Genomic DNA, 14331 nt, shown 5'->3' with positions numbered 1-14331 from the left:
CTAGCGGTGCTGCTCGGGTCAGGCGGCGGCCCGGTCGGCGTTACGGCGAGTGATGGCGGCGGTGACGTCGGCGCGCTTGATGCCGCGTCGGTTCGCCCCTTCGCCTTCGTCGGTCTGGCCCCACACCTGGCCCGGCTTGATGCCCCAGGGCTTGAGCGCGGCGGTGACGTTCTCGCCCTGCCACCCGCCGTAGGTGTCCGGCTGCGTGGCGGCGAGCCGGGTGGCGATGCGCTCGCACCACACGGCCTTCTCGTCGCTCGCGATGACGTTGAGGACGTCGGCGAGGATGTCCGAGCCGCTGCCGGTCTTCTCGGGGCCTTGGCCGATGGCGTGGCCGGTGACGTTCCCGTACTCCTCGCGTGCGACGCGGGCCCGGGCGACGATGCGTTCTGCGGCAACCGCGTCCACGAACGCCGACGCGACGATGCGCGGGTCGTCGCCCTCACCGGCCATCCAGCAGATGCCCCGATCGGACCGGGAGAACATGGTGGCCCGGTACCCGGACTTGTACATCGACGTGCCCAGCACCATGTCGTTGGCGGGCTGACCCATGACCTTGAGGCAGAACCTGAGGACGGCGTTAGCGCTGATGCCAGTGGGCAGGGACTTGGCGTCGGGGCGCTGGGTGCCGAACATGGCCACGATCCCGAGCGCGGGCCCGCGCTTGACCAGGTCGGTGCAGATGGCCTCAATCTCCTTGCCGTGCTCCTCGTGCTCGAACGCGACTTGGCACTCGTCGAACCCGACCACGATCGGGTGCAGACCAAGGCTCTTGTCACCCGCCAGCTCCGGGGTGACCTTCGACTCCGGGCAGCGGGAGCGGGGCAGGGACTTGATGACCTTGGCTCGCCGACGCAGTTCCTCCTTCAGCTCCCTCAGCGCTTCGAGGACGTATTCGATGTCGTCGTCCTCCTCGCCGGCGCGGTAGCGGTGGCAGACGGGTTCAAGGGCGCCGAAGTCGCCGGTGCCCTTGAAGTCGAACGCGTGCACCTCGGAGCGCGGGTCGAGTGCGGCGATGAGCAGGAACAGCCGCATGAGGAACGTCTTGCCCATGCGGGGGATGGACCCGACGACCACCGAAGCGAACATGAGCGTGACGGCGACGTCGCGCATGCGCTGGTCGTTGCCGAACACCACCGGCCGGAACAGATCCACCGTCCCCGACTTGGCGAGCGGCCACGCCGGCTTACTGGTCTCGTTCATGGGCTTGTCGCCCACCCACAGCACGAGCCGTCCTTCGTGCTGCTCCGGGTCGGGCGAGGGCCACACGCAGCCGGTCTTGCGGCGGAGCCCGGAGGCGAGGGGCTTGCGGGCCTCCATGATGTCCTCAGGCGTCACGCCGTAGGGGAGATCGAGGTCAGCGCGGTAGCCGGGCCCGTCGCGCACGATCTCGGAGACGAACCGCAGCCCGTTCATGTCACCGCCCTTCTTGATCGCGGCCGTGACCTTCGCGTTCCCGATCGAATCGAGCCCGCGCAGCACGATGGAGCCGGTGAGCTTCTGCACCTCCGTCTTCAGCACCGCCGGGCCCACGACCGGGGCGTCCGGCTGCTGTCCGCCGACTCCGAGCAGGAGGACACCGCCGGCGGCGAACGCGTACAGGAACCCGGGGGCGAGGACGTAGAGGTAGAGGGCGAACCCGACCCCGAACACCGCCGCGACCAGGGTCACGAGCCCACGCAGGCGGACGCGACCGGCGCGCAGGCGCGCCAGGCGCATGTACTCGTCGATGTCCTCGGTCTGCACCGCGTACGACCGCAGGGGTGCGGCTTCGCGGTCCCACACCCACCGGTTCGTCGTGGCGATGAACCGGCAGGCTCCGCGGGGGGACATGAGGGCGAGGCGGCCGGCATACACCGGCAGCCGCACCCCGTGATACAGCGTCGCGTACCCAGCGTTCGCCACACTGTGGCGGGCGGTGGCGGCGAAGTCGCGCCGGTTCGTCAGCCACGACGCGAGGACCGGCTTGCGCTTCTCGATCCGCACCTTCGGATCCGGCAGCGCGGGGTTGTCCACCGGCACCGGGCCGGCCGGCGCATCGTCGTCACGGTCTATCTCGGGCACGGGTCGCAGGTGCGGGCCCGCAGATGTCTCGGTCATGCTGGTCTCTCTCCTACTGCTCGAAGTGGGGTGGTCAGGGGCCCGGGGCGGCCGGGATGCTTGGCGGCTGTCGGCCGCCCCGGGGCACAGCTACTTGCGGCCGTTCTTCTTGGCGTCGCGCTCTTCGCGCGTGCGGGCCTGCTCGATGACCCGCTCGACCTTGCGTTCCAGGTCGCGCTGGTTGACGCGGCCGCCGGTCAGGCGGTCGTCGGCGATGCTGCGCTTGGCCATCCGGGCGACGTACCAGGCGACCCTCGCCTTCTCGCCGGTCGTGAGCTTGGGTTCACGTGCCACGGTCTGTCTCCTGTCCGGGGCCGGACTGTCCGGCTCCCCACCCGCCCCGGATCACCCAGGGCGGGCAGGCAGCCGTCAGGCGCGGCGCAGCTCGTGCGGGTGGCACAGGACGGTGCCGATCAGCGGGCTGATCCGGTGCACGGTCCACCGGCCGGCCGTCAGCGATCCCGGCGGTACGTCGTTCACGATCCGGCCCGTCTTCCCGGCAGCGCGCGGGTCGTCCTCACACGAGACGATCCGGACCTTGTCGCCAGCCTTGAAGGACATAGCGGTTCCTCCTCTGTGTTAGCGGCGGCGGGCTTTGGTGATGTTCTTCGCGGCGTTCTTGCCGTCCTGACCGCCCACCGACTTGACGACGGTGACCACGCCCCAGGCGCACACCGCGGCGATCAGGGCGAGCAGGGCGAGGTTCGCGGCCATGGCGGTGAGCACGCCGACCAGCAGCGGACCGAAGTAGACGCCGGCCGCGACCGCTTCGGCGCCGACCCCGGAGCCGAGCGCGATGCGCTGCACCGTCCGGTCCGGCGGCGCCTGGTGCACGTGCTGGTGAACTACCTGCGGCCCGGAGTGGGGCGCGGGCAGGTGGGCGGGGTCGACGTAGACATGGGTGCCGTCGGGGAGCTGCACCACACGGGCGATGTCAGGCAGCGATTCCATCGCTGGTCCCTTCGGGATAGGCGCAGGGCACACAGGTGCCCAGCGCGGCGGGGAGGACGTATCCGGCGTCGCGCCCGCAGCCGGGGCACAGACGCCGCGCGGCGTTGGCCTTGGCCAGAGCCACCCGCCGGCCCGGGGTCATCGGACGCACGGGCATCGCGCGGTCGACGCGGTAGAGATAGGCGACCAGCGGCCCACGCCCACGACGGCGGGGTCGTAGGCACTGGGCCGCTACCGGCTGCCCGCCGGGGCGGAGTCCAGCGGCGCGCAGTTGCCGGCGGGTGGCGTATCCGTCCGGCGCGCACCGCCACGGAAAGGTGGGGATGCCGAACCGCTCGCCCGTGGGGTCGAAGCAGTCGGCACGCGTCAGCCGCATCAGGCGCCCTCAGCCACCGGCAGCGGCTCGGCGGGCGTGGTGCGCTCGGCGCGCAGCGTCTCGCGCAGCCCCCTAGCCTTCGCTGGTGAGGTGCGTACGGCCTTGCGGATGCCCTCGGCCGTCAGCTTCTCGATTGCCCAACCGGCGGTCGCCTCGCGGGCCTCGATCAGCAGCTCCTCTGCCGTGCGGACCGGTCGACTCGACCGGGCGACCACCGGCACTCGACCGGTCGCCCGCCGTATCCGCGGCTGCTCGGCAGCGACCGCACCGACCGGCACCCGCTCGCTCTCCTCCTCCTCCTCGACCACCGTCGGAACCGGCTCGACCGGTCGGGCAGGCACCTCCTCAACACGAGCGGCGGGCAGCTCAGCGTGTTCGCCCAGGTCACCCGTCGACCGATTCACGCTAATTTCCGCCGATTCAGCAGGAGTCGGAGCGGGATCCGGTCGGTGGTGCAGGACCTTGGCGACCAGGTCCGAGCCGAAGTAGATCGAGCCGACCGGCAGCGATGTGGCGAGCAGGACCAGGGCCCAGTTCGCCGGATCCCAGTCGGCCAGTCGACTCCAGTCGACCGACCGGCCGTGCAACTCCGGCACCAGACCGTGCACGTAGTTCAGGACCAGCGAGGCGAGCGTGTAGGTGGCCAGCACCCGCAGCGCGAACCGTCGCGCGTCCCCGGTCAGCACCAGGGTGGCGACCAGCGCGAGAGCCATGAGGCCATCGACGACGAACGGATACAGCGTCGCCGCAGTACCGTCCGCGCCGGTCGCTTTCGCTACGTCCCGCAGCGCATTCCACGACACCCGGAACGCCATCGCGACGACGACGACCAGGGCGAGCACGAGCAGCCCCTTGCCGAAGCGGTTCATGACGCACCACCCGTCAACTCCCGCACGTTGACGGTAGCGATCAGCAGCACGGGCGAGGCGTCGTCGCCATAAGTGGCGGTGTCCTCGATCCACGACCACTCGCAGCCGGGGACCTGTTCATAGCCCAGCGTGGCGAGGGCGGCCCGGCGCTCGGCGATCATGGGCACCGGGGCCGACCGCTCCCAACGAAAGTCCGGCCACTCGACGGCACCCATCAGCGCGACATACAGGCGCCACGGCCCGCCGCTACTGGACATCTGAGCGGTCGGCATCATGCCACCACCGGTCCGCCGGGCACGCCGGCCGTACGGTTGGCCAGGTCCCGCCGCGCCGCCAGCACCCGGCTACGGGCCCGGCGGATACGCCGCTCGTCCAGCACCGTGGCTGCACGGTCCAGCGTCACGATCAGGGCATCCAACAGCTCAACCTCCGCCGCGATCAACGGCATCTCCCGCTCGATCGCGTCCAGCTCCGCGCCGGTCGGCTCACGGTCGTCAGCGATGGCGGTAACGGCCACCTGACGTGCAACGATGTACTTCATGGGTCGTGTCTCCCTAGCAGTAGGTACGGCCCCAAAAAGCGGTCCCCGGAGTTGCCTCTCCGGGGACCGCGCGCCGTTCATCGGGTGTAGATGGGGCAGGCAGGTATGCCTACTTCTGAGTGATCGTGATGCTTCCGGTCGGCTCGTATCCCCTGCTGCGCAAACTGCGCTCGACCGCCTCCTTGGCGGCCTGCGGCGAGGATGCGCTCAACGTGCCGCTCGCGCTCGTGATCTCCCCAGGGGTCAGGGTGTCGGCGAGTTCTTCGGCGGTGAAGCTGTACTTCGGCACGAGGTTCTCCCCTCGGTATTGGGACCGGCCCGTTCCGGCTCCCCTCAGCGCTGCTCGTGCGAGACGAGCAGCGGAGGCAACCGGCCGTAGCGAGTGCTGCGCGGTCGTTCAGACCTCCGATTCGCGTGGTGCCGCTGACCCTGGGGAGGTCTGGCTCCCAGGGCGCTTCGCGGCGTCGATTTCGGCCACGCGGTTCTTTAGAGCCGACGGCGTGTCCCCCTGCACGGGGTGTGGGGCCCGGTTGTGACGCGGGCCCGGTCTCGGCCGGCTGGTCTCCACTCGCTTCGACCGGCGTTCTCACGGCCGTAGTGCTGCGGTGGATCACTCTGTGGACTTATGTGCACGCCAGAGCCGGACCTCTTCGGCCCGTCTGGTGCGCACCAGTAGATTGGCATCTGGTGCGCACCAGATGCAAGCCCTTCGAGAGGATTGGTGTCGGCGCGCATCTCCAGAGAACGGCTTGAGTGGGGTGCTGCGGTAGCCAACTGGGGTTAACCTCGGGGGTGTTAACCAGCTCTCACCTGGGGTTTCTTGGGAGGCGGCATGGCTACGGGGTTAAGGTCGGCGCGGACGGCGCGGGGTTGGTCGCAGGACCGACTTATCTACGAGATGCGGCGGTTCGCCGAACAGCGGCTACTGGACGTCGCCTCATCGGCGAGTCTGAAGACCTACATCTCTGAGTGGGAGAACGGCCGACGCACCATCACGGATCGGTACGCCGCGATCCTCCGGCCGCTCCTGGGGGTTACTGACGCTGAATTGCGTGGCGCGGCTGACCCACAACCGACAGAAACCGATGGTTACGTGGATCTGCTCAGCCGGATCGATGCGGCGGGCAGTCTGAGCGCATCCATGGTGCAGACCTTCCTGGATCAGACCGAGCTACTCCGCTCGCAGGACCGCCAGATGGGCGCGGCCGGCCTGGTCGACCAGATGAACGGACACCTGGCGGCCATGGAGGACGCACTCACCTTTGCCGTGCTGCCCGGGACGCGGCGACCGATCGCTACTGCGTTGGCCGGGGCGTCCACCCTTGCCGCTTGGCAGGCTCTGGACGCGGGTGCAGTCGAGAGAGCCTGGCGGCGATACGAGTTGGCTAAGAAGGCCGCTCAGGATGCTGAATCGCCGCTCTACCTGGCTCATGCCATGGGGGAGCAGGCGTACGTGCTTGCCGACGCCGGACGACCACAGCTCGCCATCGAGCTAGTGCGGGACGCGCAACGCACCCACGCTGACCGTCAGTCGCCCCGGCTCCGGGCGTGGCTCGCCGCTGCCGAGGCTGAGCTCTGCGCCGCAGCCGGAGCGGGCATGGAGTTGGCGGCACAGTCGGCACTGGAGCAGGCCAGTGCACTGCTCCCTGACGACGGCGAGACGCGTGACCCCGACATGCTGAGCATTTTTCTCAACACCGATCACCTGGCGAGGTGGCGTGGGAACGTGCTGGCCCAGCTCGGCGACGGCTCGGCGATGGACGAGCTGTACGCCTCCCTGCGCAGCGCTGATCCGTCATTTGTGCGTGCACGGTCCGGCCTGCACTGCGACCTCACTCAAGCGCATCTCGCGCGCGGAGAGCTGGGCGATGCACGGACCCACTTGCAACAGGCCAGGTTGCTGGCCAATCGCACGGGGTCCGTGCGGCACCGCCGACGTGTTGAGCTGCTTACCGGTCGCCTCTAGTGCGAGAGGCGAGAATGTGGAGCAGGGCCACGAGCGTGCCCGACCCCATGAGCTTGCCCTCGGTCATCAAGCGGGGGATGTCGTCCAAGGGGACCCAGGCGACTTCGCCGGCCTCTTCCGCATCCGTGGGCTCGCTGACCTTCTCAGCTCCGCGGGCAAGGAAGATCTCGTGCGGCGAATCGACCATGCCGATCATCGGCTGATAACTGAGGATGTGCTCGATCGTGCCGGGGCGCCAGCCCGTTTCCTCCTCGGTCTCCCGTGCTGCCGTCATGGCGGCATCCTCCCCGGCGTCCACGATGCCGCCGGGGAGCTCCCAGCCCCATTGCTGCGGTACGAAGCGGTAGCGCCACAGCATGAGCACGCGGTCCTGGTCGTCGAGAACGGCAGTCACGGCGACGCGGAAGAGCCGGACCACGTGATGCTCGAAACGCTCTACCCCCGGGGGTTCGACGTCCACTAGGTCCAGGTTCACCCAGCGGTTGTCATAGACCGTCCGGGATCCATGGATCTTCCAGGGCTCACCCTCCGCCGGCGTCGGCGGGGTCTCTCCACCAAGGACTCGGTACGAGCTACGGTCGTACGCCTTGATGAAGTGCTCGCTCACCAAGCGTGCGAGCACTTGGCGCAGTGCCGTACGGCCGATCTCAAGCTCGGCGCTTAGGGACCTCTCCGAGGGCAGCTTGTCGCCAGCCTTGAACCGGCCCTCCTCGATCCACAAGCGGATCGTTTCGTAGACCCTCTGAGTCTTGGGTCCCATCCTCGGCGCACCCTCCCCGATCGGCGGCTTCTGTTGGCCAGGGTAGTGGGCTCTATCGGCCAGGGAGAGGGGTGATCGAACCATCGGGAATCGTGCTCCAACCTGCTCGAAGGGGAGTGAAGCAGGGCAGCCCCGGGCCGTCTCTGGGCCGTGAGGGGGCCGCCAATAGTCACCAGTGGTCACCATTGGCCACCTGATCCAATTCGTGAGTGCCTCTTCGAAGCCCAGCTCAGGGGCTCCCGACCAACCCGTTTTCGTCTGGGGGTGGCGGTACGGCAAGATGGGGTGTATCTGCCCACTCACTGATTGCCGGACGGTTTCTCTTGGCTGAGTACATCTACACCATGCGCAAGACGCGCAAGGCGCACGGCGACAAGGTGATCCTTGACGACGTCACGCTGAGCTTCCTGCCCGGTGCGAAGATCGGTGTGGTCGGCCCCAACGGCGCCGGTAAGTCCACCGTGCTGAAGATCATGGCTGGACTTGAGCAGCCGTCCAACGGTGACGCTTTCCTGTCGCCGGGTTACAGCGTCGGCATCCTGCTGCAGGAGCCCCCGCTGGACGAGAGCAAGACCGTCCTGGAGAACGTCCAGGACGGCGTCGCAGTGATCAAGGGCAAGCTCGACCGGTTCAACGAGATCGCCGAGCTCATGGCCACCGACTACTCCGACGCGTTGATGGAGGAGATGGGCAAGCTCCAGGAGGACCTGGACCACGCCAACGCCTGGGACCTCGACGCACAGCTGGAGCAGGCCATGGACGCGCTGGGCTGCCCGCCCGGCGACTGGGCCGTGACCAACCTCTCCGGTGGCGAGAAGCGCCGTGTCGCGCTCTGCAAGCTGCTGCTGGAGGCCCCCGACCTGCTGCTGCTCGACGAGCCCACCAACCACCTCGACGCCGAGTCCGTCCAGTGGCTGGAGCAGCACCTCGCCAAGTACGCGGGCACCGTCGTCGCGATCACCCACGACCGGTACTTCCTCGACAACGTGGCTCAGTGGATCCTGGAGCTCGACCGAGGTCGCGCGCACCCGTACGAGGGCAACTACTCCACGTACCTGGAGAACAAGGCCGCCCGGCTGAAGGTCGAGGGCCAGAAGGACGCCAAGCGCCAGAAGCGCCTCAAGGAAGAGCTGGAGTGGGTCCGCTCCAACGCCAAGGGGCGCCAGGCCAAGTCCAAGGCGCGCCTCGCACGTTACGAGGAGATGGCCGCCGAGGCCGAGAAGACCCGGAAGCTGGACTTCGAGGAGATCCAGATTCCGCCGGGTCCGCGGCTGGGCAACGTCGTCGTCGAGGTCGAGAACCTCAGCAAGGCCTTCGGGGACAAGGTCCTCATCGACGACCTCAGCTTCACGCTGCCGCGCAACGGCATCGTCGGCGTGATCGGCCCGAACGGTGCGGGCAAGACCACGCTGTTCAAGATGCTCCAGGGCCTGGAGAAGCCCGATGCCGGTCAGATCAAGGTCGGTGACACGGTCAAGATCAGCTACGTCGATCAGAGCCGCGAGAACATCGATCCGAAGAAGACGCTGTGGGCCGTCGTCTCCGACGAACTGGACTACATCAACGTCGGCCAGGTCGAAATGCCGTCCCGCGCCTACGTGTCGGCCTTCGGCTTCAAGGGGCCGGACCAGCAGAAGCCGGCCGGAGTGCTCTCCGGCGGTGAGCGTAACCGCCTCAACCTGGCGCTCACCCTGAAGCAGGGCGGCAACCTGCTGTTGCTCGACGAGCCGACCAACGACCTCGACGTCGAGACGTTGTCGTCGCTGGAGAACGCCCTGCTGGACTTTCCCGGCTGCGCCGTGGTCGTCTCCCACGACCGTTGGTTCCTCGACCGCGTCGCCACGCACATCCTGGCGTACGAGGGCGACTCGAAGTGGTTCTGGTTCGAGGGCAACTTCGAGACCTACGAGAAGAACAAGATCGAGCGGCTCGGCCCGGACGCGGCGCGTCCGCACCGCGCCACCTACAAGAAGCTCACCCGGGGCTGATGTTGGCGCGTCACATCTACCGCTGCCCCCTGCGCTGGTCGGACATGGACGCCTTCGGGCACGTCAACAACGTGGTCTTCCTCCGCTACCTGGAGGAGGCCCGCATCGACTTCATGTTCCGGCTGGCGCCGGGGGACGGGTCCCCGTCCTTCTCCGGCGGGTCGGTCGTGGCCCGTCACGAGATCGACTACGTCCGTCCGCTGGTGCACCGGCACGAGCCGGTGACCGTCGAGTCGTGGGTGACGAAGATCGGCGCGGCGTCGCTGACGATCGCGTACGAGATCAAGGATCCGGAGCAGGTGTACGTCCGGGCCTCGACGGTCGTGGTGCCCTATGACCTGGCAGCGGCGCGTCCGCGCCGGATCACCGCCGAGGAGAAGTCCTTCCTCCGGGAGTATCTGGATGACGGCGTGAAGGACGCGCTCGCGGCATGACGGCGCCCGTGCAGACCCTGCGGTTCGCCGACGCGAGGGAGGCGGAGGACCTCACCGCCTTCCTCGGTCGGCTGATCCACTACGACCGTGCGGCCGCCGTCCGGCTGCAGGCCGGCGGGGGCGCACTGGCCGTGTTCGGCCGGCCGCCTTCGTTCGACGTCATCGTGATCCGTACCGCCCGGTTGGCGGAGCCCGCCGAACTCGACGCCACGGTCTCCGCGGGCGAATTGCTGGAGTCCGTCTCGGGTGCGACGCTCGCCGTGCCCGCGGCCGTCACCGGGCCGCCGTGGGCGGGCCTGCTGCCCCCGCGCGGGGGCTGGCGGGAGCTTCCCGGGCTGCCCGACGTCCGACGAATGCAGAGTGCGGTGGCCGCTGCGGTCGCCGAATTCCGGGCCAAGGACGAGGCGTTGCCGCAGGATCGGCGCACCCGTGCCGAGCGTGACCGGATCGGACGGGAGATCTGGTCGCGCACGCTCGGTGACACGGAGCTGCCGCTGCGGGCGGTGCACGCCGCCCAGTCGTTGGGTTTCCTACGCCCGACTCCGCAGGACCTCCCCGGTGCGGCGCTGCTCGCCGCGGGTGGGTGGCTGCGCCTGCGTACGCCCTTCGGCTCGGTGGCCGTCCGCAGGGCCGGCCTCGGTGGGCTGACGGTCACCCCCACCTGAGCGTTTCCCCCGCTCCCTCGTGCGCGCCTGTGCGGCTCGCCGTCGGCGCCGTGCGGGTTCGGGCTGTTTGCTTCCCCGTGTTGTCTGCCATCCGTGCTGCGCACGGTTCGCCCCCCTCTGCGATGTGCGTGGTTCGTAGGGACTGCCCCTGCGCCGAGTGGGTTCCGGGGCCCATCGCCTCCTGCCCGCCCTTGGGCGGTGACGGGCACGGCGCCGTGCCACGCCGGTACGGGTTCGCCTCCGCGCTGCGCCCGCGTGGCCTGCCGTCTCTCCGGCTGCTGCTCGGCCCCGGGGTCTCTACGGTCCCTCTTGGTGGAGGGGACCAGCGGTCAGTCGCCGCGCGGCACCCACCGGTGGGTGAAGCGGCTCGACAGCAGGCCCCCGACCGTGGTCAGCCCGGCGCACAGCACCGCGGCCACGGCCAGCCCTCCGCCGAGAAGCGGCAGCGGGGAGGCACCCGACGGGGACAGGAACGCGAGGTTGATGCCCCCGAGCAGTCCGGCGAACGCCGTCGCCAGCGCCAGGGCGCAGGCCGTCGGTAGGCCGATGCCCCACCATGCGGCGCGCAGGTGGAAGCGCAGGCCCGAGGTGTAGCCCGCGAGGGGCCGTAGGGCATCGGCGCGGTCCAGGTAGGCGTGCAGTAGCCCGATGGCGCCCGCGAGAGCGAGCAGGACCAGGCCCGGGGCGGCGAGCAGGGAGACCCAGTCGGCGATGCGGGCGCGTGCGGACGCCCCGATAACGTGATCATCACCGGGGACGGCCACCGAGGGCAGGGGGAGGGCTTCGAATGCGGCACGCGTGATCCGGTCGGGTCCGTCCCTCCCGGAGACGAGGACCACGTAGTCGCCGTCGCCAGCTGGCAACCCGTCCCGTGACGGCAGTGCTTGCACGAGCACCTCGCCGAAGCTCATCCACCGCAGCGCTTCGGTACCGGGGGTTCGCCCCCGGAAAGCCTGTGCGGCCGGTACCGGTTCGGTGCGCGGGCACGAGGACAGCGGGGCGAGAGCTGCCAGGTCACGGCACTCCCCGAGGACGACCGGTCGTGTGCCGCTCTCGTCCGACGAGATCCGGAGCACGCGGTCCCCGGGCGCGAGGGCCGCGAGGAACCCGGCGTTCGCCTCCTGGTCGGCGGCGCCTGCCGTGACGTGCAGAAGCCGGCCGTTCAATTGCCGCGCCAGCGCAGTCGCGTGCTGGGCATCGGTGGTCAATTCCGTGATCGCCACGTGTACCTGGGTGAGCAGACCCATGAGTACTGCGAGGGCAGCGCAGGACCGGGCGAGTACCCCGGGGTGGGCGGCGGCCCAGCGGCCTCCGACCAGCCGCGCTGCGTCCCCGCGCCTCCGGTCGGTGAACCGGACGGCCGCCCCCGCTGCGATCCGTCCCAGCAGTGCAGGGAGCCCGGCCAGTGCGAGGGCCAGCCCGAGCGTGAAGAGGCGCACCCCCAGGAGGTTTCCGATCATCGCGCCCCACAGGGTGAGTAGGGTGCCGACTCCGCACAGGTACCGGGGCCATGCGGGCGGTACGTCCCGCAGCGGCCGGAGCCGGTTGCCCTCGGCGGGACGCACCCGCAGGTGCAGGGATGCGAAGACGAGGCACAGCAGTGCCCAGCCGAGCACCAGCGCGACGGGGAACTGCTGGCGCAGCGGCGCGAGATCGTCCGCGCGGATGCGGTATCCCGTCAGGGGAAGCGTCAGGCCGGTGAGTGTGGTGACGGCCAGTGGTGCGCCGGCGAGGGCGGTTCCGAGGGCGAGGGGGCGAAGGCACTCCCCGAGGGCGATCCGCGCCCGCACGGACCGCCCCGCGCCGATGGCGTACAGGACGGCGAGCCGCCGATCCCGCTGCCGGGCTCCCAGGCGCGACGCCACGACGAGGAGCACCAACACCGGCAGTCCCAGAAAGGGGGCCATGAGCCAGTGGAGGTCGGCTTCGGCCCGGTCGAAGGACTGGCTGCGGAAGTCGGACGTCCCCTCAGCGGTTCTTCCGTAGCCGACGATGTCCGCGAAGCCGTCGGGTCCCGCCGGGGGCGACGTGCCGTCGGGTGGTCGCCGGTAGACGAGGTATTCGTCTGGTTCGGCCAGTCCGCGGGCTGCGATGGTCCCGGCCAACCTGCCGTAGCGGGTGGACGCCTGCGGCATCGCGTCCAGGAGTGCGGGGGACACGAACGCCTCGCCGGGCCCGGGCCAGCGGGCCAATCCCGGTGGGGGAGTCGCGGACGGCACGAGCGGTTCGATGGTCACGACGGAGAAGCCGCGGTTTCGCAGGCTGTCGCCACCGTTCCACCACCGTGCGACGGGAGGCAGGCCGGGATGGGCGAGAGCTCGGTCCGGTTGTCTCGCCGCGGTGCGCGCGTCCCGCCCCTCGTACGCGGCGTGCGTGGCGAGCACGCCCCAGACGAGCAGGGCGGCACCCGTCGCCGCGAGCACCAGGCACAGGGCTTGGAGCGCGTGGCGGGGATCCCGCCGTCCCCTGGCCGCCCGGCGCCCGATCTCCAGCAACTGGATGGTGGTGCCGCGCCGTGCCGCTGTCATGACTCCGCCGCCGTGGTGTCGTGCAGCGTGCCGTTCCGCAGCTCGAGACGCCGGTCGGCGCAGGAGGCGACCGACGGATTGTGGGTGACGACGACCAGTGTGCAGCCGTAGCGGCCGGGGAGGCTGAAGAGCAGGTCGCAGACGTCGTCGGCGGCGCGCTCGTGGAGAGCGCCGGTCGGTTCGTCGGCCAGGACCAACGGCGGACGGGTGGACAGGGCACGGGCCACGGCGACGCGCTGGCGTTCACCGCCGGACAGTACGCCGGCGCGTGAGTCGGCGATCTCCCCCACGCCCAGTTCGCCCAGCAGTCGCTCGGCGGTGGTGTACGCCTCACGCCGGTGCCTTCGGGCGATCAAGAGGGGGAGGGCGGCGTTCTCGACCGCGGTGAGTTCCGGCAGGAGCTCACCGAACTGGTAGATGAAGCCGATGGTCCGCAGCCGCCACGCCGCGGCTTTCGCGGGGCGCAGCGTGGCGGTGTCCGTCCCGCACACCTCGACGGTCCCCGCGTCGGGTCGGTGCAGTCCGGCGAGGCAGGAGAGCAGCGTGGATTTTCCGCTGCCGCTCGGGCCCGTCACCGCGACCGACTCGCCGGCATCGGCGGTCAGCCGGGTACCGCGCAGCAGGGTGCGGCCGCCGAGGGTGCACATGAGGTCTCGGACCGCCAGAGTTCGCGGGGACACGTCGGTCAACGGTGCTCGGCCCACCCGGAGCAGGCATCGGGCATGAACGGGCGGTTCTCACAAGCCTGGATCGTGTAGACGGAGTACGTGCCGGTCGTGGAGCTCCGGCAGAAGCCGTCCTTCTCCTCCACGCGCACCACTCTGTTCGGGTAGGTGCGCTTGAAGTTCGTGTAGACGTTGAAGCCGTCGGCTTCGCGATCGCAGGCTCCGGCCGCCTTGTGGTTGTAGGTGATGTAGCCGAAGTCGTCGCCCTGGTACACGTAGAAGGCGCTGCCCACCGCGGTGTTCGATCCGAGTAGGGCCGTGGTCACACCGATCAGCACGGCACCGACACGCAAGGCTCCCCGACGCACGCCGAACCTCCACAGGAAGAGGGCACCCGCCGGCTGCGGATGCCCGTTCGATGTGTTGCGGCTGTGAACTTAAGGGGTGGGGGCGATGAACGGGGGGCCCGCGGTCCGCAGAAGGCCGGA

At 69.7% G+C, this 14331-nt stretch carries 17 protein-coding genes; 4 read left to right on the top strand and 13 right to left on the bottom strand.

Annotation, left to right across the window (positions count from 1 at the left end; translation table 11 throughout):
• Positions 1-18 precede the first annotated feature (18 nt).
• The 9 genes from ACFXOM_RS16765 to ACFXOM_RS16725 all read right to left on the bottom strand — a co-directional run bounded on the left by ACFXOM_RS16765 (position 19) and on the right by ACFXOM_RS16725 (position 5126).
• Positions 19-2100: a cell division protein FtsK gene (locus ACFXOM_RS16765; RefSeq protein ID WP_385038287.1), complete on the bottom strand. Its 2082-nt coding sequence runs from the start codon at positions 2098-2100 to the stop codon at positions 19-21.
• 90 nt (positions 2101-2190) lie between these two features.
• The gene (locus ACFXOM_RS16760; protein WP_384945464.1) at positions 2191-2394 is read right to left on the bottom strand and encodes a DUF6257 family protein; all 204 of its coding nucleotides are present in this window, start codon (positions 2392-2394) and stop codon (positions 2191-2193) included.
• A gap of 75 nt (positions 2395-2469) precedes the next feature.
• A complete protein-coding gene (locus ACFXOM_RS16755) occupies positions 2470-2661 on the bottom strand; it encodes a hypothetical protein (protein ID WP_384945466.1) in 192 nt (63 codons plus the stop codon).
• Positions 2662-2679: 18 nt separating this feature from the next.
• Positions 2680-3051, bottom strand: coding sequence for a DUF6251 family protein (locus tag ACFXOM_RS16750; RefSeq protein WP_385038284.1), 372 nt, complete (start codon positions 3049-3051; stop codon positions 2680-2682).
• Complete coding sequence (locus ACFXOM_RS16745) at positions 3035-3427, bottom strand: RRQRL motif-containing zinc-binding protein (RefSeq protein ID WP_385038281.1); 393 nt, start codon at positions 3425-3427, stop codon at positions 3035-3037. The genes ACFXOM_RS16750 and ACFXOM_RS16745 overlap by 17 nt, the downstream gene beginning before the upstream one ends.
• Positions 3427-4296: a DUF2637 domain-containing protein gene (locus tag ACFXOM_RS16740; protein ID WP_384945475.1), complete on the bottom strand. Its 870-nt coding sequence runs from the start codon at positions 4294-4296 to the stop codon at positions 3427-3429. Before ACFXOM_RS16740 ends, ACFXOM_RS16745 begins: the two co-directional genes overlap by 1 nt.
• Positions 4293-4553, bottom strand: a complete 261-nt coding sequence (locus tag ACFXOM_RS16735) for a DUF6303 family protein (protein WP_384945477.1) — start codon at positions 4551-4553, stop codon at positions 4293-4295. Before ACFXOM_RS16735 ends, ACFXOM_RS16740 begins: the two co-directional genes overlap by 4 nt.
• A 14-nt stretch (positions 4554-4567) precedes the next feature.
• Positions 4568-4837 carry a DUF6284 family protein gene (locus ACFXOM_RS16730; RefSeq protein WP_384945480.1) on the bottom strand — a complete coding sequence of 90 codons (270 nt, stop codon included), beginning with the start codon at positions 4835-4837 and terminating at the stop codon, positions 4568-4570.
• Positions 4838-4946: 109 nt separating this feature from the next.
• Positions 4947-5126: a hypothetical protein gene (locus ACFXOM_RS16725; RefSeq protein ID WP_384945483.1), complete on the bottom strand. Its 180-nt coding sequence runs from the start codon at positions 5124-5126 to the stop codon at positions 4947-4949.
• A gap of 543 nt (positions 5127-5669) precedes the next feature.
• Between ACFXOM_RS16725 and ACFXOM_RS16720 the strand changes: the two genes are divergently transcribed.
• Positions 5670-6803 carry a helix-turn-helix domain-containing protein gene (locus tag ACFXOM_RS16720; RefSeq protein ID WP_384945485.1) on the top strand — a complete coding sequence of 378 codons (1134 nt, stop codon included), beginning with the start codon at positions 5670-5672 and terminating at the stop codon, positions 6801-6803.
• Here ACFXOM_RS16720 and ACFXOM_RS16715 read toward each other — a convergent pair.
• Positions 6787-7563: an NUDIX domain-containing protein gene (locus tag ACFXOM_RS16715; protein ID WP_384945488.1), complete on the bottom strand. Its 777-nt coding sequence runs from the start codon at positions 7561-7563 to the stop codon at positions 6787-6789. The genes ACFXOM_RS16720 and ACFXOM_RS16715 overlap by 17 nt on opposite strands.
• 323 nt (positions 7564-7886) lie before the next feature.
• On the opposite strand from ACFXOM_RS16715, the gene ettA reads away from it, so the two are divergent.
• The 3 genes from ettA to ACFXOM_RS16700 are packed head-to-tail and all read left to right on the top strand — an operon-like array spanning position 7887 to position 10650.
• Positions 7887-9551 (top strand): energy-dependent translational throttle protein EttA, encoded by a 1665-nt coding sequence (ettA, locus tag ACFXOM_RS16710; RefSeq protein ID WP_384940611.1) that lies wholly within the window; start codon positions 7887-7889, stop codon positions 9549-9551.
• A gap of 2 nt (positions 9552-9553) precedes the next feature.
• On the top strand, positions 9554-9985 hold the full coding sequence (locus ACFXOM_RS16705; protein ID WP_384940650.1) for an acyl-CoA thioesterase: 432 nt from the start codon (positions 9554-9556) through the stop codon (positions 9983-9985).
• Positions 9982-10650 (top strand): hypothetical protein, encoded by a 669-nt coding sequence (locus ACFXOM_RS16700; RefSeq protein ID WP_384940610.1) that lies wholly within the window; start codon positions 9982-9984, stop codon positions 10648-10650. Before ACFXOM_RS16705 ends, ACFXOM_RS16700 begins: the two co-directional genes overlap by 4 nt.
• Before the next feature lie 329 nt (positions 10651-10979).
• On the opposite strand, the gene ACFXOM_RS16695 is transcribed toward ACFXOM_RS16700, so the two are convergent.
• From ACFXOM_RS16695 to ACFXOM_RS16685, 3 genes are read right to left on the bottom strand one after another with little or no spacing between them, the layout of a single operon-like run.
• On the bottom strand, positions 10980-13178 hold the full coding sequence (locus ACFXOM_RS16695; protein ID WP_385038278.1) for a hypothetical protein: 2199 nt from the start codon (positions 13176-13178) through the stop codon (positions 10980-10982).
• Positions 13175-13858, bottom strand: a complete 684-nt coding sequence (locus ACFXOM_RS16690; RefSeq protein ID WP_384940606.1) for an ABC transporter ATP-binding protein — start codon at positions 13856-13858, stop codon at positions 13175-13177. Before ACFXOM_RS16690 ends, ACFXOM_RS16695 begins: the two co-directional genes overlap by 4 nt.
• 5 nt (positions 13859-13863) lie before the next feature.
• Positions 13864-14211, bottom strand: coding sequence for a hypothetical protein (locus tag ACFXOM_RS16685; RefSeq protein WP_384940604.1), 348 nt, complete (start codon positions 14209-14211; stop codon positions 13864-13866).
• Positions 14212-14331: the final 120 nt, after the last annotated feature.

It is taken from the genome of Streptomyces sp. NPDC059169 (assembly GCF_042755225.1).
Classification (GTDB): Bacteria; Actinomycetota; Actinomycetes; order Streptomycetales; family Streptomycetaceae; genus Streptomyces.
The sequence above is the reverse complement of the archived record's forward strand: the minus strand, read 5'-3'. Positions and strand labels throughout refer to the sequence as shown.

Bases quoted from the DNA above. Each gene is read 5' to 3' on its own strand.
- ACFXOM_RS16730 (WP_384945480.1), bottom strand. From the start codon at position 4,837: ATGAAGTACATCGTTGCACGTCAGGTGGCCGTTACCGCCATCGCTGAC.
- ACFXOM_RS16745 (WP_385038281.1), bottom strand. From the start codon at position 3,427: ATGCGGCTGACGCGTGCCGACTGCTTCGACCCCACGGGCGAGCGGTTC.
- ACFXOM_RS16755 (WP_384945466.1), bottom strand. From the start codon at position 2,661: ATGTCCTTCAAGGCTGGCGACAAGGTCCGGATCGTCTCGTGTGAGGAC.
- ACFXOM_RS16695 (WP_385038278.1), bottom strand. From the start codon at position 13,178: ATGACAGCGGCACGGCGCGGCACCACCATCCAGTTGCTGGAGATCGGG.
- ACFXOM_RS16715 (WP_384945488.1), bottom strand. From the start codon at position 7,563: ATGGGACCCAAGACTCAGAGGGTCTACGAAACGATCCGCTTGTGGATC.
- ACFXOM_RS16740 (WP_384945475.1), bottom strand. From the start codon at position 4,296: ATGAACCGCTTCGGCAAGGGGCTGCTCGTGCTCGCCCTGGTCGTCGTC.
- ACFXOM_RS16750 (WP_385038284.1), bottom strand. From the start codon at position 3,051: ATGGAATCGCTGCCTGACATCGCCCGTGTGGTGCAGCTCCCCGACGGC.
- ACFXOM_RS16735 (WP_384945477.1), bottom strand. From the start codon at position 4,553: ATGTCCAGTAGCGGCGGGCCGTGGCGCCTGTATGTCGCGCTGATGGGT.
- ACFXOM_RS16700 (WP_384940610.1), top strand. From the start codon at position 9,982: ATGACGGCGCCCGTGCAGACCCTGCGGTTCGCCGACGCGAGGGAGGCG.
- ACFXOM_RS16765 (WP_385038287.1), bottom strand. From the start codon at position 2,100: ATGACCGAGACATCTGCGGGCCCGCACCTGCGACCCGTGCCCGAGATA.
- ACFXOM_RS16720 (WP_384945485.1), top strand. From the start codon at position 5,670: ATGGCTACGGGGTTAAGGTCGGCGCGGACGGCGCGGGGTTGGTCGCAG.